The 23,391-nt window shown below is 67.6% G+C and carries 20 protein-coding genes; 2 read left to right on the top strand and 18 right to left on the bottom strand.

The features are described 5' to 3' along the window. The first annotated feature begins 79 nt into the window (after window positions 1-79). Window positions 80-748: a DUF3025 domain-containing protein gene (locus tag AC51BJ_RS12265; protein ID WP_496280396.1), complete on the top strand. Its 669-nt coding sequence runs from the start codon at window positions 80-82 to the stop codon at window positions 746-748. Window positions 749-1,194: 446 nt separating this feature from the next. Here AC51BJ_RS12265 and AC51BJ_RS12260 read toward each other — a convergent pair whose 3' ends face one another. From AC51BJ_RS12260 to AC51BJ_RS12250, 3 genes are all read right to left on the bottom strand, one after another. After that, on the bottom strand, window positions 1,195-2,373 hold the full coding sequence (locus AC51BJ_RS12260; protein WP_496280395.1) for an aminotransferase class I/II-fold pyridoxal phosphate-dependent enzyme: 1,179 nt from the start codon (window positions 2,371-2,373) through the stop codon (window positions 1,195-1,197). Between the two features lie 89 nt (window positions 2,374-2,462). Then, on the bottom strand, window positions 2,463-5,201 hold the full coding sequence (secA, locus tag AC51BJ_RS12255) for a preprotein translocase subunit SecA (RefSeq protein WP_496280394.1): 2,739 nt from the start codon (window positions 5,199-5,201) through the stop codon (window positions 2,463-2,465). 133 nt (window positions 5,202-5,334) lie between these two features. Beyond that, window positions 5,335-6,303: a M23 family metallopeptidase gene (locus AC51BJ_RS12250; RefSeq protein WP_430433109.1), complete on the bottom strand. Its 969-nt coding sequence runs from the start codon at window positions 6,301-6,303 to the stop codon at window positions 5,335-5,337. A gap of 21 nt (window positions 6,304-6,324) precedes the next feature. On the opposite strand from AC51BJ_RS12250, the gene AC51BJ_RS12245 reads away from it, so the two are divergent. After that, window positions 6,325-6,765, top strand: a complete 441-nt coding sequence (locus AC51BJ_RS12245) for a DciA family protein (RefSeq protein ID WP_430433110.1) — start codon at window positions 6,325-6,327, stop codon at window positions 6,763-6,765. Here AC51BJ_RS12245 and AC51BJ_RS12240 read toward each other — a convergent pair. The 15 genes from AC51BJ_RS12240 to ftsL all read right to left on the bottom strand — a co-directional run bounded on the left by AC51BJ_RS12240 (window position 6,755) and on the right by ftsL (window position 23,391). Continuing rightward, window positions 6,755-6,937, bottom strand: coding sequence for a hypothetical protein (locus AC51BJ_RS12240; protein ID WP_019919302.1), 183 nt, complete (start codon window positions 6,935-6,937; stop codon window positions 6,755-6,757). The genes AC51BJ_RS12245 and AC51BJ_RS12240 overlap by 11 nt on opposite strands. A 7-nt stretch (window positions 6,938-6,944) precedes the next feature. Further along, window positions 6,945-7,889, bottom strand: coding sequence for a UDP-3-O-acyl-N-acetylglucosamine deacetylase (gene lpxC / locus AC51BJ_RS12235; protein ID WP_496280393.1), 945 nt, complete (start codon window positions 7,887-7,889; stop codon window positions 6,945-6,947). 142 nt (window positions 7,890-8,031) lie between these two features. After that, entirely contained in the window at window positions 8,032-9,195 is a 1,164-nt protein-coding gene (gene ftsZ, locus AC51BJ_RS12230; RefSeq protein WP_019919300.1) for a cell division protein FtsZ, read from the bottom strand. A gap of 150 nt (window positions 9,196-9,345) precedes the next feature. After that, window positions 9,346-10,575, bottom strand: coding sequence for a cell division protein FtsA (gene ftsA, locus AC51BJ_RS12225; RefSeq protein WP_019919299.1), 1,230 nt, complete (start codon window positions 10,573-10,575; stop codon window positions 9,346-9,348). Continuing rightward, window positions 10,572-11,372 carry a cell division protein FtsQ/DivIB gene (locus AC51BJ_RS12220; RefSeq protein ID WP_430433113.1) on the bottom strand — a complete coding sequence of 267 codons (801 nt, stop codon included), beginning with the start codon at window positions 11,370-11,372 and terminating at the stop codon, window positions 10,572-10,574. The genes ftsA and AC51BJ_RS12220 overlap by 4 nt, the downstream gene beginning before the upstream one ends. Further along, a complete protein-coding gene (locus tag AC51BJ_RS12215; RefSeq protein WP_019919297.1) occupies window positions 11,365-12,291 on the bottom strand; it encodes a D-alanine--D-alanine ligase in 927 nt (308 codons plus the stop codon). The genes AC51BJ_RS12220 and AC51BJ_RS12215 overlap by 8 nt, the downstream gene beginning before the upstream one ends. Beyond that, the gene (gene murC / locus AC51BJ_RS12210) at window positions 12,288-13,685 is read right to left on the bottom strand and encodes a UDP-N-acetylmuramate--L-alanine ligase (protein WP_430433115.1); all 1,398 of its coding nucleotides are present in this window, start codon (window positions 13,683-13,685) and stop codon (window positions 12,288-12,290) included. Before murC ends, AC51BJ_RS12215 begins: the two co-directional genes overlap by 4 nt. Further along, on the bottom strand, window positions 13,682-14,755 hold the full coding sequence (gene murG / locus AC51BJ_RS12205; RefSeq protein ID WP_430433116.1) for an undecaprenyldiphospho-muramoylpentapeptide beta-N-acetylglucosaminyltransferase: 1,074 nt from the start codon (window positions 14,753-14,755) through the stop codon (window positions 13,682-13,684). Before murG ends, murC begins: the two co-directional genes overlap by 4 nt. After that, a complete protein-coding gene (ftsW, locus tag AC51BJ_RS12200) occupies window positions 14,752-15,912 on the bottom strand; it encodes a putative lipid II flippase FtsW (RefSeq protein WP_430433117.1) in 1,161 nt (386 codons plus the stop codon). The genes murG and ftsW overlap by 4 nt, the downstream gene beginning before the upstream one ends. Next, complete coding sequence (murD, locus tag AC51BJ_RS12195; protein ID WP_496280392.1) at window positions 15,909-17,300, bottom strand: UDP-N-acetylmuramoyl-L-alanine--D-glutamate ligase; 1,392 nt, start codon at window positions 17,298-17,300, stop codon at window positions 15,909-15,911. The genes ftsW and murD overlap by 4 nt, the downstream gene beginning before the upstream one ends. Window positions 17,301-17,390: 90 nt before the next feature. Continuing rightward, window positions 17,391-18,479: a phospho-N-acetylmuramoyl-pentapeptide-transferase gene (mraY, locus tag AC51BJ_RS12190; protein WP_020163724.1), complete on the bottom strand. Its 1,089-nt coding sequence runs from the start codon at window positions 18,477-18,479 to the stop codon at window positions 17,391-17,393. Beyond that, entirely contained in the window at window positions 18,469-19,866 is a 1,398-nt protein-coding gene (locus tag AC51BJ_RS12185; RefSeq protein WP_496280391.1) for a UDP-N-acetylmuramoyl-tripeptide--D-alanyl-D-alanine ligase, read from the bottom strand. The genes mraY and AC51BJ_RS12185 overlap by 11 nt, the downstream gene beginning before the upstream one ends. Next, a complete protein-coding gene (locus tag AC51BJ_RS12180) occupies window positions 19,863-21,356 on the bottom strand; it encodes a UDP-N-acetylmuramoyl-L-alanyl-D-glutamate--2,6-diaminopimelate ligase (RefSeq protein WP_496280390.1) in 1,494 nt (497 codons plus the stop codon). Before AC51BJ_RS12180 ends, AC51BJ_RS12185 begins: the two co-directional genes overlap by 4 nt. Beyond that, window positions 21,353-23,119, bottom strand: a complete 1,767-nt coding sequence (locus tag AC51BJ_RS12175) for a peptidoglycan D,D-transpeptidase FtsI family protein (protein WP_496280389.1) — start codon at window positions 23,117-23,119, stop codon at window positions 21,353-21,355. The genes AC51BJ_RS12180 and AC51BJ_RS12175 overlap by 4 nt, the downstream gene beginning before the upstream one ends. Then, on the bottom strand, window positions 23,116-23,391 hold the full coding sequence (gene ftsL, locus AC51BJ_RS12170; RefSeq protein ID WP_024300597.1) for a cell division protein FtsL: 276 nt from the start codon (window positions 23,389-23,391) through the stop codon (window positions 23,116-23,118). Before ftsL ends, AC51BJ_RS12175 begins: the two co-directional genes overlap by 4 nt.

Below are 23,391 nucleotides of genomic sequence, written 5' to 3'. Positions count from 1 at the left end.
CGGACCGCTGCACGCGGGCATTCGTCATCTGCTGGCACACCTGCCTGGCGCCACGCCTCCTCTGGCCGCAGAACTGGATGTGCTCGCCGCCGGGGTGGGGCGTCCGGTGACCGAACGCGGCCGGCCCATCTCTTTCGTTGCGGATGCGACTGCGGAAGGCGGCTATGAGGCCCGCATCGCTGCGACCGGCCGTGTTGCCACCCGCGATGCAAACTGGCATGACCTGTTCAACGCGCTGGTCTGGCTGCGCTACCCGCGCATCAAGGCGGCGATGAACGCGCGCCACTGCATCGAGATTGAGACCCGTCCCGGCGGCGAGCGCGGCCCGGTGCGCGACGCGCTGACCCAGTTCGACGAGGACGGGCTGGTACTGGTGAGCGACGATGCGGCGCTGATCGACGCGCTGCGTTCGCACCGCTGGCGCGAGGCGCTGTTCGAGCGGCGCGGGTCGGTCGAACGGGCGGCGCTGCACGTGATCGGCCACGCACTGATGGAAAAGGCGCTGGCGCCGCACTTCGGCCTGTGTGCGAAGGCGCTCTACCTGCATGCCGAAGAAGTGCCGCCGGGCGACGAGGCGCTCGACCGCTGGCTCGCCGCCCGCATCACGGAAGGCGGCTGGCCGACGTCGCCGCGCGATCTGAGGCCCTTGCCGGTGCTCGGTCTGCCCGGCATGACCTCAGCGAACACCGATCCCGCCTACTTCGACGACACCCGCCAATTCAGACCGCTGCCGGCGAAGCGACGGTAACGCGTTCGACTGGCACGGACTTCATCGCGAGCACGCTCGGTCCCACAGGAAACCCGGCGCGGACGGCGGAGTGGGCGTGCTTTTTGTGGGAGCGACCTCCGGTCGCGATGCGGCTTTGGCAAGTGGCCGGCTTCGGTGCCGGCTGCTATCGCGAGCGAGCTCGCTCCCACAGTCTTTGGCACTGGATCGAGCGGGGGACCTCTGTGGGAGGCAGCCATTGCTCCCGACGGAGCCTCGGGTCTGGTGCCTCACCCAGTTCACCGCCAACGTCGTGGTCAGAAGGCCCCTCCCACAGAACCCCGGCTCCTGCCCCGGATCGGGCATGGTCCCTGTGGGAGCGGCCTTGGCAAGCCGCCGGCCTCGTTACTGGCCGCAATCGCGAGCAAGCTTGCTCCCTCAAAGCCCCGCTGGCTCGTGGTCCAACCGCTACCGCGAGCGCGACACCTTCACGACCGCAGGCCAGCGACGAATCTGCCCAGGCGTGACAGCCCTTCCGTCAGGTCTTCGGTCGACGCAGCGCAGGACAGGCGGACGTGACGTTCCGGGTCGAGTTCGCTGAAGTCGCGGCCGGGCGTCAGCGCAACGTGGGCCTCCTGCAGCGCGCGCTGGCAGAAGGTCCAGGCATCCAGCCCGGTGTGGCGCACGTCGAACCAGGCGTAGAAAGCGCCATCCGGCGGGACGTCGACCGGCAGTCCGATGTCGGCGAGGCCCGCGATCACCTGTGCGCGGCGCTGCGCGAATTCGCTGCGGCGCGCCTCACAGACCGCGATCGACGCTGGCGTGAAGCAGGCCAGCGCGGCGAACTGTGCTGGCGTCGGCGGGCAGATGTAGAAGTTCTGCGCCAGCCGCTCGACCACCGGCACCATGACCTCCGGAATCACGCACCAGCCGAGGCGCCAGCCGGTCATGCCGAAGTACTTGGAAAAGCTGTTGATGACGACGGCGTCGGGGTCGCTGGCGAGCACTGTCTGCGCCGGTCGCCCCTGCGCGTCGGCATCCTGCAGGTTCAGATAGATCTCATCGATGATGCGCCAGGCATCGTGGCGGCGCGCCCAGTCGCAGATGGCCGCGAGTTCGGCCGGCGGCACCGCGGTGCCGGTCGGATTCGACGGCGTGGCCAGCATCAGCCCGCGGGTAGTGTCGCTCCAGTTCGCCCGCACGGTCGCGGCGTCGAGCTGGTAGCGCGTCGCGGCGGTCGTCGGGACGAGCTTCACGCGTGCGCCGAAGCTGCCGAGGAACTGCCGGTTGCAGGGATAGGACGGGTCGCCGACGATCACTTCGTCGCCCGGGTCGACCAGCGCTGCGGTGACCAGCAGCAGTGCGGCGGACGCACCGGCCGTCACGACGATGCGTGAGGCAGGGATGTCGAGGCCGTGCATCTGCCGGTAGAAGCCGGCGATGGCCTGTCGCAGTTCGGGCAGACCGAGCGCGGCGGTGTAGGGGATGGGCCGGCCGTCCATCAGGTCGCGCATCGCGCCGATGACCGCCGGCGGCGCGCCGAAGTTGGGTTCGCCGATGTTCAGCTTGATCACGCGATGGCCCTGCGCTTCGAGTGCGGCGGCCTGCTTGCCGATCTCCATCGCGAAGAAGGGCGATATCGACTGAGCGCGTTGCGATGCTTTCATGCGACCGATCATCTCCACATGTAGTGCCTGCCTGTCGCAGCAAAGAAAAAGGCGGCCCGCGGGCCGCCTCCTTCATTGCCCGGCCGGGCTCAGGCGAGGCGGCCGTGGCACTGCTTGTACTTCTTGCCCGAGCCGCAGGGGCAGGGGTCGTTGCGACCGACCTTGGGGCCTGCGGCAGCCGGCTGTGCCGGCGCGTTGTTACCTGCCGGGGGGGCCAGCGGGTCGACGCCTTCGCCGGCCATTGCCGGATCGAAGTCGGCGTGGGTGAAACGCATATTGTCGAGCGGCGGCGGTGTCGGTTCGCTTTCCTCGATCTGTTCCGGCGAGCGGATTTCGACGTTCATCAGCACGCGGGTGACTTCGCCGCGCACCTGATCGAGCAGGCTTTCGAACAGTTCGAAGGCTTCGCGCTTGTACTCCTGCTTCGGGTTCTTCTGCGCATAGCCGCGCAGGTGGATGCCTTGGCGCAGGTGATCGAGCGCGGCGAGGTGTTCGCGCCAGTGGCTGTCCAGACTCTGCAGCATCACATTGCGTTCGAACTGGCTGAAGGAATCGCCACCGACCAGTGCGACCTTGACCGCGTACTGCTCGTCCGACAGGTCCTGCGCGCGCTTGAGCAGGTCTTCGTCGGCGAGGTTGGGCTCTGCCGACAGCCATTCCGCGAACGGCGTATCGATGCGGAACTCGGACAGGAAGGCGGCCTGGGCACCGGCCAGATCCCACTGTTCCTCGACGCTTTCGGCCGGCGCGTACTGGCGGAAGGTGTCTTCGAGCACGCTGTGGCGCATCGCCGTGATGGTTTCCGAAATGCTCTCGGCTTCGAGCAGCGCGTTGCGCTGTTCGTAAATCACCTTTCGCTGGTCGTTCGACACGTCGTCGTATTCGAGCAGCTGCTTGCGGATGTCGAAGTTGCGCTGTTCGACCTTGCGCTGCGCGGATTCGAGCGAACGATTCACCATCGCGTGCTCGATCGCCTCGCCCTCCGGCATCTTCAGCCGCAGCATGATGGCGTTCAGTCGTTCGCCGCCGAAGATGCGCATCAGCGGATCTTCCAGCGACAGGTAGAAGCGCGACGAGCCCGGGTCGCCCTGGCGGCCGGAGCGACCGCGCAGCTGGTTGTCGATGCGGCGCGATTCGTGGCGTTCGGTGCCGATGATGTGCAGGCCGCCAGCGGCGATCACCTGTTCGTGCAGCGACTGCCATTCGCTGCGCAGCTTCTCGACGCGCGCGGCGCGGTCGGCGTCGCCCATGCTCTGGTCCTGCTCCAGCGCCTGCACCTGCTTCTCGACATTGCCGCCGAGCACGATGTCGGTACCGCGACCGGCCATATTGGTGGCGATCGTGATCACGCCGGGCCGGCCGGCCTGGGCGACGATCTCGGCCTCACGCTCGTGCTGCTTGGCGTTCAGCACCTGGTGCGGCAGCTTTTCCTTGTTCAGAAGACCGGACAGCAGCTCGGAGCTTTCGATCGAGGTGGTGCCGACCAGCACCGGCTGGCCGCGTTCGTGGCAGTCCTTGATGTCGGCGATCACCGCCGCGTACTTTTCCTTGGCCGTGCGATACACCAGGTCGTTCATGTCCTTGCGGATCATCGGCCGGTGGGTCGGGATCACCACGGTTTCCAGACCGTAGATCTGGTGGAATTCGTAGGCTTCTGTATCGGCCGTACCGGTCATGCCGGCCAGCTTGCCGTACATGCGGAAGTAGTTCTGGAAGGTGATCGAGGCCAGCGTCTGGTTCTCGGCCTGGATCTGCACGCCTTCCTTCGCTTCGACCGCCTGGTGCAGACCGTCGGACCAGCGGCGGCCCGGCATCAGGCGACCGGTGAATTCGTCGACGATGATGATTTCGCCGTTCTGAACCACGTACTGCTGGTCGCGGAAATACAGGTTGTGCGCGCGCAGGCTGGCGTAGAGGAAATGCACCAGCGTGATGTTGGCCGGCTCGTAAAGGCTGCGGCCTGCTTCGAGCAGGCCGTGCTGGACCAGGATATCTTCCGCGTGTTCGTGACCGGCTTCGGTCAGCAACACGGTATGCGCCTTCTCGTCGACCCAGTAGTCGCCCGGGCCGTCCTCGACCTCGCAGCGGGTGAGCAGCGGTGCGACCGCGTTGAGCTTCACATAGAGGTCGGTGTGGTCGTCGGCCTGACCGGAAATGATCAGCGGCGTGCGCGCTTCGTCGATCAGGATGGAGTCCACCTCGTCGACGATGGCGAAGTTCAGGCCGCGTTGCACGCGCTCGCCCTGCGAATACACCATGTTGTCGCGCAGGTAGTCGAAGCCGAATTCGTTGTTCGTGCCGTAGGTGATGTCCGAAGCGTAGGCGGCCTGCTTCAGGTCATGCGGCATGCGCGACAGGTTCACGCCGGTCGTCATGCCGAGGAAGCCGTACAGCTTGCCCATCTGTTCGGCGTCGCGGCTGGCGAGGTAGTCATTCACCGTCACCACATGCACGCCCTTGCCGGACAGCGCATTCAGGTAGACCGGAAGGGTCGCGGTCAGCGTCTTGCCTTCGCCGGTGCGCATTTCGGCGATCTTGCCCGAATGCAGCATGATGCCGCCGACCAGCTGCACGTCGAAGTGGCGCATGCCGTGCACCCGCTTGCTCGCCTCGCGCACCACGGCGAAGGCTTCGGGCAACAGGTCGTCGAGGGTTTGCCCGTCGGCCAGACGCTGCCGGAACTCGGCCGTCTTGGCGGTGAGGGCTTCGTCACTCAATCCGGACAGTTCGGATTCCAGTGCATTGATGCGGGCGATGACCGGACGGTATTTCTTCAGCAGGCGATCGTTGCGGCTGCCGAACAGCTTGGTGAACAGGGATGCAATCATCGAAGACAGAAGCCCGGCGCGGGCAAACCGATGGCGGAAAAGACGGCGATTCTAGCATGTGCCCGTTGGCAGCCCGGTGACGGCGGGGGCGCCGGGCCGGCGCTGCGGGAGGCCTGCCCGAGGCGGCCCGGTTTCAGTGTGCGTGAGTATCGGCGGATGCCTGGCGCGCGTTCGCGGGAAGCGCCTTGCGGGCCAGTTCGAGGAACCGGTTGGGGTTCTGCGCGACGTCCTTGACGCGCACTTCGAAGTGCAGGTGCGGGCCGGTCGAGCGACCGGTGCTGCCGACCTCGGCGATCTTCTGACCACGGCGCACCACCGTGCCCGGCGCGACCAGCAACTTGCTGGCGTGCGCGTAGCGGGTGACCAGATCACGCCCGTGATCGATCTCGACCATGTTGCCGTACTGCGGATGGAAACTGGCCGTGGTCACGACGCCCGCTGCCGCGGCGATGATGGGCGTGCCCACCTCGGCGACGAAGTCGACGCCCTCGTGCATCGCACGCGAGCCGTTGAACGGGTCGATGCGCCAGCCGAAACCGGAGGCGTTCCAGGTGCCGCCGTTGACCGGTAGCGTGGACGGCACCAGCGACAAGGTGGCCTGATCGAGCAGCAGCTCCGATTCGATCACGCCGAGGTAGTCGTCCTGCTGCGCCAGCAGATCGGAGAAGTGCTTCATCTGCGCTTCGAGTTCGTCCGCAGACAGCGTGTTCTCGTTGATCAGCGGGCCACCGCGACCGGGCGGTACGCTGTTCACGACGGGTTCAGGTGCCTTGACGCCGGCGAGCTTGGCCAGCCGGGTGCCCAGCGTGTCGAGCTGTATCAGCTGGGCCTGCATCTGCCCCAGCTTGACCGCCATCGTGTTCAGATTCTCGCGCACGAACTGTTCGCTGCGCCGGATTTCCTCGTTGCGCGCTGCGGTGATCAGTTCGTCGATCACCGGCAGTCGCCACTCGCTGGCGTGCTTCAGCGTGATGAACGAGAACGCCGAGGCGAGCATGAAAACGAGTACCGTGAAGGCGAACAGTGCGCCTGCGAGGTGCCACGGCCGGATGGTGATGGCCTTGGCGGTTGTCAGGCGGTCGGAAACCAGAATAATCTGCACATCCGCTCCCTAAGTCTTCTTATGTCTGCCCGTCGCCTGCACGACCATCTCAATGCACAGGACTCGCTGGCAAATCTGGCGTCGCACGTCAGGCAGATCGCCCGCGTGCAGAGAGCCTACGAAAAATTTCTGCCAACCGAACTGACGCAGGTCAGTCGGGTGCTGAACGTGAAGCAGGGTGTCGTGGTGGTCAGCGCTTCGTCTGGCGCTGTTGCCCACCGGCTGAAGCAGTTGTTGCCCAGCGCAAGGCTGGCACTGCAGGAAAGTTGCGGCGAGGTTACCGAAGTCAGGGTGAAGGTGCAAGCATTTGATCCGCCTCGGATTACTGCCCCTGTCCCACCCCGGCCGGTCAGCGAATCGGCGCGTCGGGAACTGCTTTCCGGGGCTGCGGCGCTCGACCCTTCGAGCCCGCTGCGCAGCGCGCTGGAGCTGCTGGTCGCGCGCGCCAAAGCTAAAGGATGATCACGCGTTCCAGCAGGAACAGCGCGAGGATGCCCAGCGTCGCGATGACCGCGTAGCGGAGCAATGTCCAGGCGAAATTCAGGTAACGCGGGTCTCGCGTCAGCACATAGCCGAGAAACGATGCGCCGACGGTGATGATCAGCAGGATGCCGATCAGGCGCAGTATCAGCACGTGCTGCTCAGGCGAAGGCCGGAGCCGAGCCCGTGTCGTCGACCAGCGGCCGGTACTGGTTCGACACCGCGGACGGTGTCTGCGCGGGTTGGTCGAAGCTCGCCCACTCCCAGGCGCCCTCCTGCGCCAGCAACGCATGCAGCAGCGCGTTGTTCAGCGCGTGGCCGGACTTGTGCGCGCTGAAGGCGGCAAGCAGCGGGTGGCCGAGAATGTACAGGTCGCCGATGGCGTCCAGCACCTTGTGCTTCACGAATTCGTCGGCGTAACGCAGGCCGTCACTGTTGAGCACGCGGTACTCGTCCATCACGATCGCGTTCTCCAGGCTACCGCCCTGGGCGAGACCGTTCTGTCGCAGGTACTCGACTTCGTGCATGAAGCCGAAGGTGCGCGCGCGGGCGACGTCGTCGATGTAGGACTGGTGGGCGAAATCGACCTTGACCTGGGTGCCGGTACGCTCGATCGCCGGGTGGCGGAACTCGATGGAGAATTCCAGGCTGAAACCTTCGTACGGGTCGAGACGTGCCCACTTGTCGCCGTCCTTCACCTCGACCGTCTGCAGCACGCGGACGAACTTCTTCGCCGCTGCCTGCTCGACGATGCCGGCCTGCTGGATCAGGTAGACGAAGGTGGAGGCCGAGCCGTCCATGATGGGCAGTTCGGGCGCGTCGACATCGACGAACACGTTGTCGACGCCAAGGCCGGCAAGTGCCGACATCAGGTGCTCGACGGTCGAGATCGTGGCGCCTTCGCGGCCGATGCAGGAAGCCAGGCGCGTATCGCCGACGGCGTGCGCGTCGGCACGCAGTTCGACCGGCGGCGTCAGATCGACGCGCCGGAATACGACGCCGGTATCCGCCGGGGCGGGGCGCAGCTCCAGATTGACCTTGAGGCCGGAGTGCAGGCCGACGCCGGTGGCGCGGACGATTGAACGGAGGGTGCGTTGCCGGATCATGGCAGACAGGACGACTGAAAGCGAAAGTTCAAGTTTACCTCACCTCCGCGTCACGCCCCTGTAACAGGGCGTATCCGTCCGGCCGGGCGGCCGGACGGGTGCAGCACGGCCGGGCGGCCGGACGGGTGCAGCACGGCCAGTATCAGTCCGCCTGCTTGCGCAGGAAGGCCGGAATATCCAGCGTTTCGACGCCGTTGGCGCGCATGGCTTCGACCGCGCTCGACGCGGTGCGGCCACCGCGGCCGCGCATCACGGCCGGGATGTCGAGGTGCGAGTAGTCGGTGCCCATCGCGGCGGCCGGCATCGCGACGTCGTCGGTGCCGGTGCGGATGATGGTCATCGGCGGCTTGCTGCTCATCGCGCGCGGTGCGCCGAGGCCGGTGGCGACCACGGTCACGCGCAGGCGGTCTTCCATCGAGTCGTCGAACACCGTGCCGAAGATGACGTGGGCGCCTTCGGCGGCGAAGGCACGCACGGTTTCCATCGCGTCCTTCACTTCCTTCATCTTCAGCGAGCGGCTGGCGGTGATGTTGACCAGCACGCCACGCGCGCCGGACAGTTCGACACCCTCGAGCAGCGGGCTGGCGACAGCCTGTTCGGCAGCGATGCGTGCGCGGTCCATGCCGGCGGCTTCGGCCGAGCCCATCATCGCGCGGCCCATCTCGCCCATCACCGTGCGCACGTCCTGGAAGTCGACGTTCACCAGGCCCGGGATGTTGATGATTTCGGCGATGCCGCCGACGGCATTGCGCAGCACGTTGTCGGCAGCCTTGAAACCGTCTTCCAGGCTGGCGTCCTCGCCGAGCACTTCCATCAGCTTCTCGTTCAGCACGACGATGAGGGAGTCGACGTGGCGGGCGAGTTCGTCGATGCCGGATTCAGCGGCGCGCATCCGGTTTTCGTAATCGAAGGGCTTGGTGACGACGGCGACGGTCAGGATGCCCATCTCCTTCGCCACTTCCGCGACGATGGGGGCGGCGCCGGTGCCGGTGCCGCCGCCCATGCCGGCGGTGATGAACACCATCTCGGCTCCGCGCAGCTGGTCGGCGATGTGTTCGCGGTACTCCTCGGCGGCGGTGCGGCCGACTTCGGGCTTGGCGCCGGCGCCGCGGCCGTTCTTGCCGAGCTGGATCTTGACCGGGGCGAGGTTGCGGGTGAGTGCCATGCCGTCGGTGTTGGCGGCGATGAATTCGACGCCGTTAACACCTTCACGGATCATGTGATCAACCGCGTTGCCACCGGCTCCACCGACGCCGATCACCTTGATCACCGCACCCACCGGTTCCTTGTCGAGAATCTCGAACATATCCGCCCTCCTGTTTTCCACGAACGCCTCCGAGCCTGAAGGCTCTTATGGCTACAAAACGCGCGCCACCACTAGATTTAGTGATTGCGCGCAAGTATACGACTAAACTTAGTGCAACGCATGCCGTAGATGCCGTTTGCGTCCCGAATTTCAGAAATTTCTTTCGAACCAGGAGCGCATGTTGGCCAGCACCTGACGGACGTTCCTCGTTTCGCGCGCAACCTGTCCGCGACGACGCTGCGCGGCGCCTTCCATCACCAGTCCGATCGCCGCCGCGTAGCGCGGATGGCGCACCACGTCGGCAAGGTTGCCGCTGCATTCGGGCACCCCCACGCGCGACGGCAGGTGGAACACGTCCTCGGCCAGATCCGCCATGCCACGCATGGTTGCGCTGCCGCCGGTCAGCACGACGCCGGACGACAGCAATTCCTCGTAGCCGCTGCGTCGCAGCTCGGCCTGCACGAGTTCGAACAGCTCCGATACGCGCGGCTCGATCACGTCGGCCAGTGCCTGACGCGACATGCGGCGCGGGCCGCGGTCGCCGATGCCCGGCACTTCGATCATGTCCTCGGCGTCGGCCAGTGCCGACATCGCCACGCCGTAGCGCAGCTTGATGTCTTCCGCCTCGGCGGTCGGCGTGCGGAGAGCCATCGCGATATCGTTGGTGATCTGGTCGCCGGCGATCGGGATGACGGCCGTGTGGCGGATCGCACCCTGGGTGAAGATGGCGATGTCAGTCGTGCCGCCGCCGATGTCGATCAGGCAGACGCCCAGATCCTTTTCGTCCTCCGACAGCGTGGCCTGGCTGGACGCCAGCGGCTGCAGCACGAGGTCCACCACTTCGAGGCCGCAGCGGCGCACGCACTTGATGATGTTCTGCGCCGCCGACACGGCGCCGGTCACGATGTGCACGCGCACTTCGAGCCGCTTGCCGCTCATGCCTATCGGCTCGCGCACGCCGTCCTGGCCGTCGATGATGAATTCCTGGGTCAGCGTGTGCAGGATTTCCTGATCTGCCGGAATCGGCATCGCGCGCGCGGTTTCGACCACGCGTTCGAGATCGAGGCGGGTGACTTCCTTGTCCTTGATGGCGACAACGCCATTGGAGTTGAAGCTGCGAATGTGGCTTCCGGCGATTCCGGTGAACACTTCGCGCACCTTGCAGTCGGCCATCAGCTCGACTTCCTGGATCACGCGCGAGATCGAATCGACGGTGGCTTCGATGTTGACCACGACACCCTTCTTCAGGCCCTGCGCCTCCTGGGTCGCGAGGCCGAGAATGTCGAGTCGCCCGTCGCTGCCGAGTTGTGCGACGACGGCCGAAATTTTCGAGGTGCCGATGTCGAGGCCGACGATGAGGTCCTTGCTGTCTCTTGTCATGGTCTGTCCTGGTGTTCAGTGCTGCTCATTCGTATTGCGTAGCCGTTCGGGTAGCGCAGATCGGCGTAGATCACTTTCTGCGCGCCGCGGCGCAGGATTTCCGGCTGGGTGTTGACGTAGCGCGCGAGCCGTTCGGCGATCGGCGACTTCTCCTCCTCGCGACCGAGTTCGAGCCGCGTTCCGTCGTCGAGCTGCAACTGCCAGGCCTGGCGGCGCGTCAGCACGAGTTTGCTGATCTGCCGCTGCATCGGCGCCAGCAGATCGCTCCATTCAAGGTGGCGGGCCAGCATGCTGGCCGAGTCCTCGTCCGGCCCGATGAACAGCGGCAGCGCGGCTTCGTGTTCGGCCACGAACAGTTCGCCCTGGGCGTTCACCATGCGCGTTGGCACGTTCGGCGGCACCCACCAGCGCGCGACCGCGACGTGCTCCTCGATGTCGATCTCCAGCGAACCGGGCCACACCCGGCGCACCGTGGCATGACGGACCCAGGGCAGGCTTTCGAACACGGTGCGTGCGCGTTCGATGTCGGTGGTGAGAAAGCTGCCGGTGACGGCGCGGCGCGCGGCGTCCTCGATCTGCGCGGCACTCACGTTGGCCGGCGCGCGCGTCAGCGTCACCGACTGAAGCGGCAGCACCGGCATGCGGGTGACCATGATCACCAGCGCATAGCCGATCGCCGCACTCGCCAGCAGCAGGATCACGTCGGCGATCATCGTCAGCGCGCGCGGGCTGTCCCACAGACCGCCGTCGTCGCGGCGCTGCGTGGCCTTGTTGCGCGCTGAGGGCTTTTTAGCCAAGGCGGGCCGACTCCAGGATGCGCAGGCACAGTTCACCGAACTCGATGCCGACCGCACGTGCGGCCATCGGCACCAAGGAGTGCGAAGTCATGCCCGGCGAGGTGTTGATTTCGAGCAGCCAGGGGCGGCCGTCCTCGCCCAGCATCAGATCGGCGCGGCCCCAGCCGCGGCAGTCGATCAGCCGCGCGGCGCGCATGACCAGATCCTGGATCTCCTGTTCGAGATCGGCGTCGAGCCCGCTCGGGCAGTGGTACTTCACGTCGTCGGTGAAGTACTTGTTCTGGTAGTCGTAGTTCCCCTGCGGTGCTTCGATGCGGATCAGCGGCAGCGCCATGTCGCCGAGGAAGGGCGCGGTCAGCTCGCGGCCGCTGATGAACTGTTCGGCCAGTACCAGCGGATCGCAGCGCGCGGCCTTTTCGTAGGCGCCTTCCAGATCCTCGATGCGGGTCACCTTGGTGGCGCCGACGCTGGATCCTTCGCGTGCCGGCTTCACGAACAGCGGCAATCCAAGTTCGTTCGCCACGGCACGGAAATCGCTGCCGGCGTGCAGCAGCTTGTAGCGCGGCGTCGGCAGGCCGGCTGACAGCCACACCATCTTCGTGCGCCATTTGTCCATGCCGATGGCCGAGGCCATCACGCCGCTGCCGGTGTAGGGAATGCCGAGGCATTCGAGTGCGCCCTGTATCGTGCCGTCCTCACCGCCGCGGCCATGCAGCGCGATGAAGGCGCGGTCGAAGCCGTCACGTTTCAGTTCCCACAGATCGCGCTCCGCCGGGTCGAAGGCGTGGGCATCGACGCCCTGTTCCTGGAGCGCGGCCAGCACCGCGCTGCCCGACATGATGGAGATTTCGCGTTCGGCGGAGCTGCCGCCGAACAGCACGGCGACCTTGCCCAGTGCGGCGGTGTCGTGGGTACTCATTTCTGGATGTCCTGTGCGAATTTGGCGGGCAGTTGCCCGATGGAGCCAGCGCCCATGCCGAGCACGACGTCGCCGTCGCGCACCGTGTCGAGCAGGGTCTGCGGCAACGCGTTGATGTCTTCGACGAATACCGGCTCGACCTTGCCGGCAACGCGCAGCGCGCGCGCCAGCGCGCGGCCGTCGGCAGCGACGATGGGCGCTTCGCCGGCGGCGTACACCTCGGTCAGCACCACCGCGTCGGCGCCCGACAGCACGCGCACGAAGTCTTCGAAACAGTCGCGCGTGCGCGTGTAGCGGTGCGGCTGGAAGGCCAGCACGATGCGCCGGCCGGGGTAGGCGCCGCGCGCCGCTTCGAGCGTGGCGGCCATTTCGACCGGGTGGTGGCCGTAGTCATCGACCAGCGTGAAGCTGCCGCCGGCCGGCAGCGCGATCTCGCCGTGGCGGGTGAAGCGGCGACCCACGCCCTTGAATTCGCCGAGCGCGCGCACGATGGCGTCGTCCGATACGCCGACCTCGTTGGCCACGGCGATGGCGGCCAGCGCGTTGCGCACGTTGTGCAGGCCCGGCAGGTTCAGCTCGACCGGAATGCGGGTGGTCGTGCCATTGACGCGCACCGCGTCGAAGATCATGCGTGTGCCGTCGGCGCGCACGTTCTCGGCGCGCACCTGGGCGTTCGGATCGAGGCCGTAGCGGATGATCTGCTTCGGTACCTGCGGAATGATTTCGCGGACGTTGGCATCGTCGGCGCACAGCACCGCGACGCCATAGAAGGGCAGCCGGTTCAGGAAGTCGACGAAGGCCTGCTTCAGCTTCGAGAAGTCGTGGCCATAGGTGTCCATGTGGTCGGCGTCGATGTTGGTCACGACCGACACGACCGGCGACAGGAACAGGAAGGACGCGTCGGACTCGTCGGCTTCGGCCACCAGGAACTCGCCGGTGCCCAGCCGCGCGTTGGCGCCGGCCGAGTTGAGCCGGCCGCCAATGACGAAGGTCGGGTCCAGTCCGCCTTCGGCCAGGCAGCTGGCGATCAGCGAGGTGGTGGTGGTCTTGCCGTGGGTGCCCGCGACCGCCACGCCCTGCTTGATGCGCATCAGCTCGGCCAGCATCTGTGCACGCGGCACGATGGGAATCTGCCGCTCGCGTGCGCGCACGACTTCAGGGTTGTCGGCGCTGACCGCGGTCGAGGTGACGACCGCGTCGGCACCGGCGATGTTGTCGGCCGCGTGACCCTGCACGACGCGCGCGCCGAGCGCGGCGAGGCGGCGGGTGACCGCGTTGTCGGCGATGTCCGAACCGCTGACCACGTAACCCTGGTTGAGCAGCACCTCGGCGATGCCGCTCATGCCGGATCCGCCGATACCGATGAAATGGATGTGGCTGATCTTGTGTTTCATTTCTGTTGTCCTTGCGCGAGTGCTGCGCAGATGTCGGCCACCTCGGACGTCGCGCCGGGGCGGGCGAGGGCGCGTGCGCGCTGTGCCATATCGAGCAGACGGGCGCGGTCGAGCGAACGGATGAGGGTGGCCAGCGAGCCGGCGTTCAGCGCCGTCTGCGGCATCAGTTCAGCCGCTCCGGCGTCGGCGAGAAAGCGCGCGTTGCCTGTCTGGTGGTCGTCGACCGCGTGCGGCAGCGGCACCAGCACCGAGGCCACACCGGCGGCCGCCAGTTCGGCGACGGTAAGCGCGCCAGCGCGGCAGATGACCAGGTCGGCCTGCGCGTAGGCGCCGGCCATGTCCTGAATGAAGGGCTGCAGCGTGCCGCGCACGCCCGCCGCCGCGTAGGCCGATTCGAGCGCCGGCATATTGCGTTCGCCGGCCTGATGGATCACCTGCGGGCGCTCTGCTTCCGGAATCTGCGCCAGGGCCTGCGGCACCGTGTCGTTCAGCACCTGGGCGCCGAGGCTGCCGCCGACCACCAGGATGTTCAGCGGACCGCTGCGGCCGGCGAAACGCTCGACCGGCGTCGGCAGCGCCGCGATGTCGGCGCGTACCGGATTGCCGGTCCACTCGGCTTTCGGCAGTGCATCCGGGAAGCCACCGAGCACGCGGTCGGCAACGCCGGCGAGCACGCGGTTGGCCAGCCCGGCAATCGAATTCTGTTCGTGCAGCACCAGCGGAATGCCGCGCAGTGCGGCCATCATGCCGCCGGGGAAGGTGACGTAGCCGCCAAGACCGAGCACCACCTGCGGCTTCACGCGACCGAGCACGCCGAGCGCCTGCCAGAAACCGCGCAGCAGATTGAGCGGAAGCATGAGCTTGCGCAGCAGGCCCTTGCCGCGCAGCGCGGTGAAGCGGATGCACTGCAGTTCGTAGCCGCGCGGCGGCACGATGCGCGCTTCCATGCCGTCGGCGTTGCCCAGCCAGACGATGCGCCAGCCGCGCGCGCGCAGTTCGTCGGCCACCGCGAGGCCCGGGTAGATGTGGCCGCCGGTGCCGCCGGCCATGATCAGCGCGGTGCCGCTCATCGACGGTTCTCCCAGTCGATGCGCAACAGGATGGCCAGCGCGACGCAATTGACCAGGATGCCGGAGCCGCCGTAGCTCATCAGCGGCAGCGTCAGGCCCTTGGTCGGCAGGATGCCCACGTTCACGCCCATGTTGATGAAGGCCTGCACGCCGAACCAGATGCCGACGCCCTGGGCGACCAGACCGGCGTATGCGCGCTCCAGCAGCAGGGCGCGTCGGCCGATGGCGAAGGCGCGGTGCACCACCAGCGCGAACAGGCCGATCACCGTCGCCACACCGACCAGACCGAGTTCCTCGCCGATCACCGCCAGCAGGAAGTCGGTGTGCGCTTCCGGCAGGTAGAGCAGTTTCTCGACGCTGCCGCCGAGGCCGACGCCGAACCACTCGCCGCGGCCGAAGGCGATCAGTGAGTGGGTGAGCTGGTAGCCCTTGCCCAGCGGGTCGTTGTTGAACGGATCGAGGAAGGCGATGAAGCGGCCCCAGCGCAGTTCGTTGAAGCGGATGATCAGCGCGAAACCGACCAGCGCGACCACGCCGAGCGAGAAGAACAGCTTGCCGTTGATGCCGCCGAGGAAAAGCATGCCGAAGGCGATCAGCACGATGACGACGAATGCGCCGTAATCGGGCTCGGCCACCAGCAGTGCGCCGACCAGCAGGATGACCACGGTCATCGGCACGAAGGCGCGACGGAAGGAGTGCATCTCCGGCAGCCGGCGCACGATGTAGCTGGCGGCGTAGAGCACGGTGAACAGCTTCACCAGTTCGGACGGCTGCAGGTTCACCGGGCCGAGGTTGATCCAGCGGCGCGAGTTGTTCACGACGCTGCCGATGCCCGGAATCATTACCAGCACCAGCAGTACGATGCCGCCGAGGAAGAGCCACATCGACCACGCCTGCCAGGTGCGGATCGGCACCTGAAAGGCCATCAGCGCCGCCACGCCACCGATGGCGAGGAACACCGCCTGGCGGATCAGGAAGAACTCCTGCTTGTTGCCGGTGAAGCGGCTGCTGTCGGCGACCGCGATCGACGCCGAGTACACCATGACGAGGCCGATCAGCAGCAGCGCGACCGCCGGCCACAGCAGCCAGGGGTCGAGTTCGGCCGGCTTCGGTGATTCGCCGAAGCGCGACGAATCAAGTCTCATGCTGCCGCTCATGAACGCACTCCTTCGGCCGCGATGCGACGCGCTTCGGCGATGAACACCTCGGCGCGGTGTGCGTAGTTGCGGAACATGTCGAGGCTGGCGCAGGCCGGCGACAGCAGCACGGCGTCGCCCGGCGCGGCGGCGGCGTACGCGGCGCGGGTGGCCTCTTCCAGCGTGGCGAAACTGCGGTAAGGAACGCCGTGGGCGGTGAGCACTTCGGCGATGGCCGGTGCGTCACGGCCGATCAGCGCGCAGAAGCGGGCGTGGCGCGCGCACACCGGGCCGAGTGGCGCGAAATCCTGCCCCTTGCCGTCGCCGCCGAGGATGATGGCCAGCGGTCGACCGAGACCTTCGATGGCCGCCACCGTGGCGCCGACATTGGTGCCCTTGGAGTCGTCGATGAAGCGCACGCCGCCGGCGTCGAGCACTGTTTCGACGCGGTGCGGCAGGCCGGCGAAGTCGCGCAGTGCGGCGACGCAGCGGTCCAGTGGCAGGCCGGCGGCCTCGCACAGCGCCAGGGCTGCGAGCGCGTTGTGTGCGTTGTGGCGGCCGGCCAGCTTCATGTCGTCGAGTGCGAGCAGCGGCTGCGTGCCGCGCATCAGCTGGGTGCTGCCATCGCGCTCGGCCAGTCCGTAATCGCCGGCAGTCGGCACGCCGTCGCCGAAGCCGATGGCGCGCGCACCGTCGCGGCGCATCGCGGCGACCCATGGGTCGTCGCGGTTCAGCACCTGCACCGTATGCGCGCCGAAGATGCGCGCCTTCTCGGCCGCGTAGGCCGGCATGCCGCCCGGGTGACGGTCGAGGTGGTCCTGCGTCACGTTGAGCACGGTGGCGGCATCGGCGTCCAGCGTGTCGGTGGTTTCCAGCTGGAAGCTCGACAGTTCGAGTACCCAGGTATCGGGCACCGTGCCGGCGTCGAGCACGCGCATCAGGGCGTCGAGCGCGGCCGGCGAAATGTTGCCGGCCACCTCGGTGACCAGCCCGCAGGCACGGCACAGCGCACCGGTCAGCGTGGTGGTGGTGGTCTTGCCGTTGGTGCCGGTGATGGCGATCACCTTCGTGCGTTCGCGCCAACCGAGGTCGCGCAGCGCGCGTGCGAACAGTTCGATCTCGCCGACCACTTCGATGCCGCGACGCTTGGCTTCCTGCACCAGCGGTTCGTGCGGCGCCAGACCAGGCGACAGCGCCAGCAGCACGATGCCGTCGAGCAGGCTGTCGTCGAACTGCCCGCAGCGCAGCTCGGCCGCCGGAATGTCACGCGCCAGCGCATCCAGCCCGGGCGGTGTGGCACGGCTGTCCGCCACGCGCAGCTCGGCGCCCTGGCGGGCGCACCAGCGTGCCATGGCCAGGCCGGATTCACCGAGGCCGAGGACGAGGACGTGGGTACCGAGGAGACTCATCGTGCGCTCCGCGACCCGCAGGACGGCGCGCGGCGCTGGCGGTGCGGGGCCTGTGCCGTGTGGACGGAGAGTGCGTGGGGGGCGTTCATGTCACCGCAGCTTCAGCGTGGAGAGGCCGAACAGCACGAGCATCAGCGTGATGATCCAGAAGCGCACGACCACCTGCGTTTCCTTCCAGCCGCCCAGCTCGTAGTGGTGGTGCAGCGGCGCCATGCGGAAGATGCGCTTGCCGCCGGACCACTTGAAGTAGAGCACCTGGATCATCACCGACAACGTTTCGGCGACGAACAGCCCGCCCATGATGAACAGCACGATTTCCTGACGCACGATCACCGCCACGGTGCCGAGCGCGGCGCCCAGCGCCAGTGCGCCGACGTCGCCCATGAACACTTCGGCCGGGTAGGCGTTGAACCACAGGAAGCCGAGGCCGGCGCCGCACAGCGCGCCACAGAAGATGGCCAGCTCGCCGGCGCCCGGAATGAAGGGCACGCCGAGGTAGCGCGAGAACACGGCGTTGCCGGCGACGTAGGCGAAGATGGCGAGCGCGCCGCTCACCATCACGGCCGGCATCGTCGCGAGACCGTCTAGGCCGTCGGTCAGGTTCACCGCGTGGCTGGTGCCGACGATGACGAAGTAGGTGAGCACCATGAAGCCGATGGCGCCGAGCGGGTAGGCCACGGTCTTGAAGAAGGGCACGATCAGTTCGAGCTGGGCGGGGACCTGGGCGGTCAGGCCGAGATAGACGGCGGCTCCGGCGGCGAACACCGAAGACCAGAAGAACTTCGGTTTGGCCGGCAGGCCCTTCGGGTTGCGATGCACCACCTTGCGCCAGTCGTCCACCCAACCCACGGCGCCGAAGCCCAGCGTGACGACCAGCACCACCCAGACATAGCGGTTCGACAGGTCGGCCCACAGCAGCGTGGTGACGCCAAGCGCGATCAGGATCAGTGCGCCGCCCATGGTCGGCGTGCCGGCCTTGGTCAGGTGCGATTTCGGGCCGTCGTCGCGCACCGCCTGACCGATCTTGTACTCGGTCAGCTTGCGGATGAGCATCGGGCCGAACATCCAGCAGATGGCGAGCGAACTCATCATCGCCAGTACGGCGCGCAGCGTGATGTAGTTGAAAACGTTGAATGCGCGGATGTCCTGCGCCAGCCAGCGGGCAAGTTCAAGAAGCATGGTTGTCCTGTCCGGTGTATGCGATCAGCGCCTCGGCGACGCGTTCCATGCGCATGAAGCGCGAGCCCTTGACCAGCACGGTGGTGGTGGCGTCGAGCAGCGGGCGCAGCGCGTCGGCGATCGAGGCGTGATCGGGGTAATGGAGGGCGCCAGCGCCGAAAGCGGCGACGGCGTGCGTGGAGGCTTCACCGAGCGCGTGCAGCGCGTCGATGCCGCGTTCGCGCGCATAGGCGCCGGCTTCGCGGTGGAATTCGGGGCCCTGGTCGCCGACCTCGCCCATGTCGCCGAGCACCAGGATGCGGCGGCCCGATGCGCTGGCGAGTACGTCGATGGCGGCGCGCACCGAATCGGGGTTGGCGTTGTAACTGTCGTCGATCACCGTGCTGCCGGCCAGTCCGACGCGTACCTGCTGGCGCCCCTTGACGCCTTCGAAGCGGTTCAGCGCCCACACCACGGCGGCCATGTCGGCACCCGCGGCCAGCGCGGCGGTGGCGGCGCACAGCGCGTTGCGTGCGTTGTGCAGGCCGGGCACGCGCAGCACGATGCGGGCGGTGCCGAAGGCGCCGCGCAGGTCGAGGCGGTAGCCCAGACCTTCCGGCGTCGCGGTGGCCAACACTTCGGCGGCGTGGTCGAGACCGAAGCGCAGCACGCGCCGCGCCGCGTTGCGGCCGCACCAGTAGTCGGCGAAATCGTCGTCGGCATTGACCACGGCTATGCCGTCCGCACCGAGCGCATCGAACACATCGCCGTTCTCTCGCGCGACTTCGGCCACGCTGTTCATGAATTCGAGGTGCTCGCGCTGGGCGTTGTTCACCAGCGCGACGGTCGGTTTCGCCATGCCGGCCAGCCAGGCGATTTCGCCCGGGTGGTTCATGCCCATCTCGATCACCGCCATGCGATGCGTGTCGCGCAGACCGAACAGCATCAGCGGCACGCCGATGTCGTTGTTCAGGTTGCCGCGCGTGGACAGCACCGTCGTGTCCGGATTCCAGCCGACGCCTAGCGCGTGCGCGCGCAGGATGGCGGCGATCATTTCCTTCACTGTGGTCTTGCCGTTGCTGCCGGTGACGCCGATCAGCGGCAGCGTGAAGCGGCTGCGCCAGGCGCGGGCGATGTCGCCCAGTGCCGTGCGGGTATCGGCGACACGGATCAGCGTGCCCGTGGTGTGCGCGCAGTCGGCGGCGATCACCGCTGCGGCGGCACCCGCTGCCTGCACGTCGGCGATGAAGTCATGCGCATCGAAGCGCTCGCCGCGCAGCGCGACGAACAGGTCGCCGGCTTTCACCGCGCGGCTGTCGGTCGAGAAGCCGGCGATGTCGACGTCCGGGCCGCTCAGCGTGCCATTGCAGGCGGCAGCGACGTCGGAGGCCTTCCACAGTGCGCTCATTGCACGCCTCCGCGGGCGGCGAGGGCGGCGGCGGCCTGGTCGGCGTCGGACCACGGCGTGCGCAGGCCCATGCGTTCCTGATAGTGCTCGTGTCCCTTGCCGGCGATCAGTACGACGTCGCGCGCGTCGGCGGTGGCGATGGCGGCGCGTATCGCGAGCGCGCGATCGACCTCGCGCAGCACGTCGGCACAGACCGGCAGCCCGGCCGCGATGTCGTCGAGAATGGCGTCCGGGTTTTCGCTGCGCGGGTTGTCCGAGGTGATCCAGGTGCGCGCCGCGTGCTCGTAGGCGACGGCCCCCATCAGCGGCCGCTTGCCGGGATCGCGGTCGCCCCCGCAGCCGAACACGCACAGCAGCTTGCCGCGCCGTGCTTCGGCCACCGGATGCAGTGCGCGCAGCGCCTGCTCGAGTGCGTCCGGCGTGTGTGCGTAGTCGACCACGACCAGCGGCTCGCCGTGGCCGCCGAGCCGCTGCATGCGGCCGGGCGGCGGCAGCAGTTGCCCGGCGACGCGCGCGGCGTCGGCCAGCGATACGCCGGCATGCAGCAGGCTGCCGGTGACGGCGAGCAGATTCTGGATGTTGAAGCGACCGACCAGAGCGGCGTCGACATGCGCGCGCTCGTTACCGTGCTCCATGTCGAAGCGCAGACCGTGCGCCAGATCGGCGTTGCGGGCACGCAGTCCGTGCACGCCGTGCGGCAGCTCGGCGTCGAGCGCGCAGCCGGTGACCGGCAGCCGTGCCGCGACTTCGCCGGCCAGCGAGCGGCCGAAAGCGTCGTCGGTGTTGATCACCCCGGCACACAGGCCGGGGTGGGAGAACAGGGTGGCCTTCGCGGCCGCGTAATGCTGCATGTCCGGGTGATAGTCGAGGTGGTCGCGGGTCAGGTTGGTGAACACCGCGGTGTGGATCCGGACGCCGTCGATGCGTCCCTGGTCGAGGCCGATCGACGACACTTCCATCGCGCAGGCGCTGGCGCCCGCGGCACGCAGGTCGGCCAGGGTCTGATGCACGCTGACCACGTCCGGCGTGGTGTTGGCCGATTCCGACAGCTCGCCGGGCAGGCCGCTGCCCAACGTGCCGATGACGCCGCAGCGCGTGCCGAGCAGGTCCATGGCCTGGGCGATCCACTGGCTGACCGAGGTCTTTCCGTTGGTGCCGGTGATGCCGATCACATGGAGCGCGGCGGAGGGGCGGTCGAGCAGATCGTCGGCCAGCGCGCCGGCGTGACTGCGCAGCGAATCGACCTCGATCACCGGTACTGCGGCGGCTGTCGGCGCGCCGCCCCCTTCGCACACCACCGCGCAGGCACCGCGCTCGATGGCCGCGTCGATGAAGCGACGACCGTCGGTGCGCTGGCCGGGCAGGGCGAAGAAGAGGTCGCCCGCTCGCACCTGACGCGAATCGGCGCGCAGCGCGCGCGGCGCAATGCCGTGACGGGACAGCGCGTCACGCACGCGGGCCACGACGGCTGCGGAGCGGGCGGTGCTCACCAGCCCTCCTTGCCGGTGGCGCTGTTGCGTGCCATCTGAAGCACAGGCACCGGTGCGTCCGGCGGTACGCCGGTGGCGCGCAGCGTGGCGTTCATGATGTCGGAGAACACCGGGGCGGCGACCTGGCCACCGTAGTGCACACCGTTGGACGGTTCGTCGATCATCACCGCGACGATGTAGCGCGGGTCGGACACCGGTGCGAAGCCGACGAAGGACGCGATGTACTTGTTCGCGTAGCTGCCGCCTTCGAGCTTGTGCGCGGTACCGGTCTTGCCGGCGACGCGGTAACCGGGAATCTGTGCCTTCGGTGCGGTGCCGCCGGCACCGGCGGCCATTTCGAGCATGCGGCGCACTTCGCGCGCGGTCTGTGCCGAGAACACCTGCAGGCCGTTGATCGGCGGCGTGTCGACGCGGGTCAGCGACAGCGGGATCAGGTCGCCATCGCGCGCGAACACGAGATAGGAACGCGCCATCTGCATCAGCGTGACCGACATGCCGTGGCCGTAAGACATCGTGGCCTGCTCGACCGGCTTCCAGTTCGCTGCCGGGCGCAGACGGCCGCCGGCCTCGCCGGGGAAACCGAGGCGCAGCGGCGAGCCGAAGCCGAGCTGGTCGTAGGTCTGCCACATTTCGGACGGCTTGAAAGTGCCGGCGATCTTGGCCACGCCGATGTTCGACGACTTCTGGATCACCTCGGCCAGACTGAGCGTGCCGTGCGGGTGTGCGTCGCCGATCGAGTGACGGCCGAAAGTGAGCTTGCCGGCGCAATCGACTGGCGTGTCGAAGGTGTAGCGGCCGCTTTCCAGCGCCATCGCGGCGATGAAGGGCTTGATGGTCGAACCGGGCTCGTAGGTGTCGGTGAAGGCGCGGTTGCGCAGCGGCGGGCCGGACAGCTGTTCGCGGTTGTTCGGGTTGTAGGTCGGCCAGTTGGCCAGCGCCAGCACTTCGCCGGTGCGCGAATCGACCACCACGGCGCTGCCCGCGCGTGCCTTGTGTTCGCTGACCGCCTGCTTGAGCCGGCTGTGCACCAGGAACTGCAGACGGGTATCGATGGCCAGCCGCACGTCGCCGCCGTCGCGCGGCGGTGACAGGACCTCGACGTCCTCGACCACGTTGCGGCGCGCGTCGGTGATGACGCGGCGCGCCCCGACCTTGCCGGTCAGCGGACGGTTCATCGCCAGTTCGATGCCTTCGAGACCGTTGTCGTCCATGCCTGTGAAGCCGACCACGTGCGCGCTCACCTCGCCGTGCGGGTAATAGCGACGGTACTCGGGTTCCGAGCGGATGCCCGGCAGCTTCAGCGCGAGCACCTGTTTCGCGACCTCGGGCGGCACCTGACGCTTCAGATAGCTGCGACCCCGGTTCTCCGGAATCTTGCGCGCCACCTCGCGGTGGTCCATGCCCAGCAGTTCGGCCAGCTGGCGGATCTGTGCCGGCGTGAGTTTCTCGGCGCCGATGTCGCGCGGGTTGGCCTTGGCATCGTTACGCGTCGGGCGCGATTCGGCGACGATGGCCGACACCTGGGTGCTCATCGCCAGCACCTGTTCGTTGCGGTCGAGCACGCGGCCGCGCGAGGCCGGGGTCGGCAGCACGCGCGAGAAGCGTTCCTCACCCTTGCGCTGATAGAACTCGTCGTTCACCACCTGCAGCCAGAAGGCGCGGGCAACCAGACCACCGAACAGCGCCATCATGACCACCAGCATCAGGCGGGCGCGCCAGGCGGGCAGCAGTTCGGCGAGCAGCGGGTTGTGGGCGAACTTCATTGTCCGGCCTCGGAGGGGTCGATGACGATGACGCGGTCGCGTTCCGGCGCGCGCATCTTGAGTTTGGATTCGGCCAGACCGGCGATGCGCGCGTGCGCGGCCAGCGAGCCCTGTTCGATCTGCAGCTGGCCCCACTCGGTTTCGAGTACCCGCATGCGCGTGAGCTCGCGTTCGAGTTCGGTGTGCAGCGCGCGCGAGCGGTGCTGCGACGACACCAGCGCGATGGCGCTGATGACCAGCGTGGCGATCAGCACGAAGTTCAGGCGCAGCAC

Source organism: Methyloversatilis sp. S146-33 (genome assembly GCF_059552495.1).
The sequence above is the reverse complement of the archived record's forward strand: the minus strand, read 5'-3'. Positions and strand labels throughout refer to the sequence as shown.

What these genes read in the sequence shown, in the direction of transcription:
- AC51BJ_RS12185 (WP_496280391.1), bottom strand. Translation starts at nt 19,866, where the DNA reads ATGAGCGCACTGTGGAAGGCCTCCGACGTCGCTGCCGCCTGCAATGGC.
- AC51BJ_RS12260 (WP_496280395.1), bottom strand. Translation starts at nt 2,373, where the DNA reads ATGAAAGCATCGCAACGCGCTCAGTCGATATCGCCCTTCTTCGCGATG.
- mraY (WP_020163724.1), bottom strand. Translation starts at nt 18,479, where the DNA reads ATGCTTCTTGAACTTGCCCGCTGGCTGGCGCAGGACATCCGCGCATTC.
- lpxC (WP_496280393.1), bottom strand. Translation starts at nt 7,889, where the DNA reads ATGATCCGGCAACGCACCCTCCGTTCAATCGTCCGCGCCACCGGCGTC.
- ftsZ (WP_019919300.1), bottom strand. Translation starts at nt 9,195, where the DNA reads ATGTTCGAGATTCTCGACAAGGAACCGGTGGGTGCGGTGATCAAGGTG.
- ftsA (WP_019919299.1), bottom strand. Translation starts at nt 10,575, where the DNA reads ATGACAAGAGACAGCAAGGACCTCATCGTCGGCCTCGACATCGGCACC.
- murG (WP_430433116.1), bottom strand. Translation starts at nt 14,755, where the DNA reads ATGAGCGGCACCGCGCTGATCATGGCCGGCGGCACCGGCGGCCACATC.
- AC51BJ_RS12245 (WP_430433110.1), top strand. Translation starts at nt 6,325, where the DNA reads ATGTCTGCCCGTCGCCTGCACGACCATCTCAATGCACAGGACTCGCTG.
- murC (WP_430433115.1), bottom strand. Translation starts at nt 13,685, where the DNA reads ATGAAACACAAGATCAGCCACATCCATTTCATCGGTATCGGCGGATCC.
- ftsW (WP_430433117.1), bottom strand. Translation starts at nt 15,912, where the DNA reads ATGAGCGGCAGCATGAGACTTGATTCGTCGCGCTTCGGCGAATCACCG.
- murD (WP_496280392.1), bottom strand. Translation starts at nt 17,300, where the DNA reads ATGAGTCTCCTCGGTACCCACGTCCTCGTCCTCGGCCTCGGTGAATCC.
- AC51BJ_RS12215 (WP_019919297.1), bottom strand. Translation starts at nt 12,291, where the DNA reads ATGAGTACCCACGACACCGCCGCACTGGGCAAGGTCGCCGTGCTGTTC.
- secA (WP_496280394.1), bottom strand. Translation starts at nt 5,201, where the DNA reads ATGATTGCATCCCTGTTCACCAAGCTGTTCGGCAGCCGCAACGATCGC.
- AC51BJ_RS12175 (WP_496280389.1), bottom strand. Translation starts at nt 23,119, where the DNA reads ATGAAGTTCGCCCACAACCCGCTGCTCGCCGAACTGCTGCCCGCCTGG.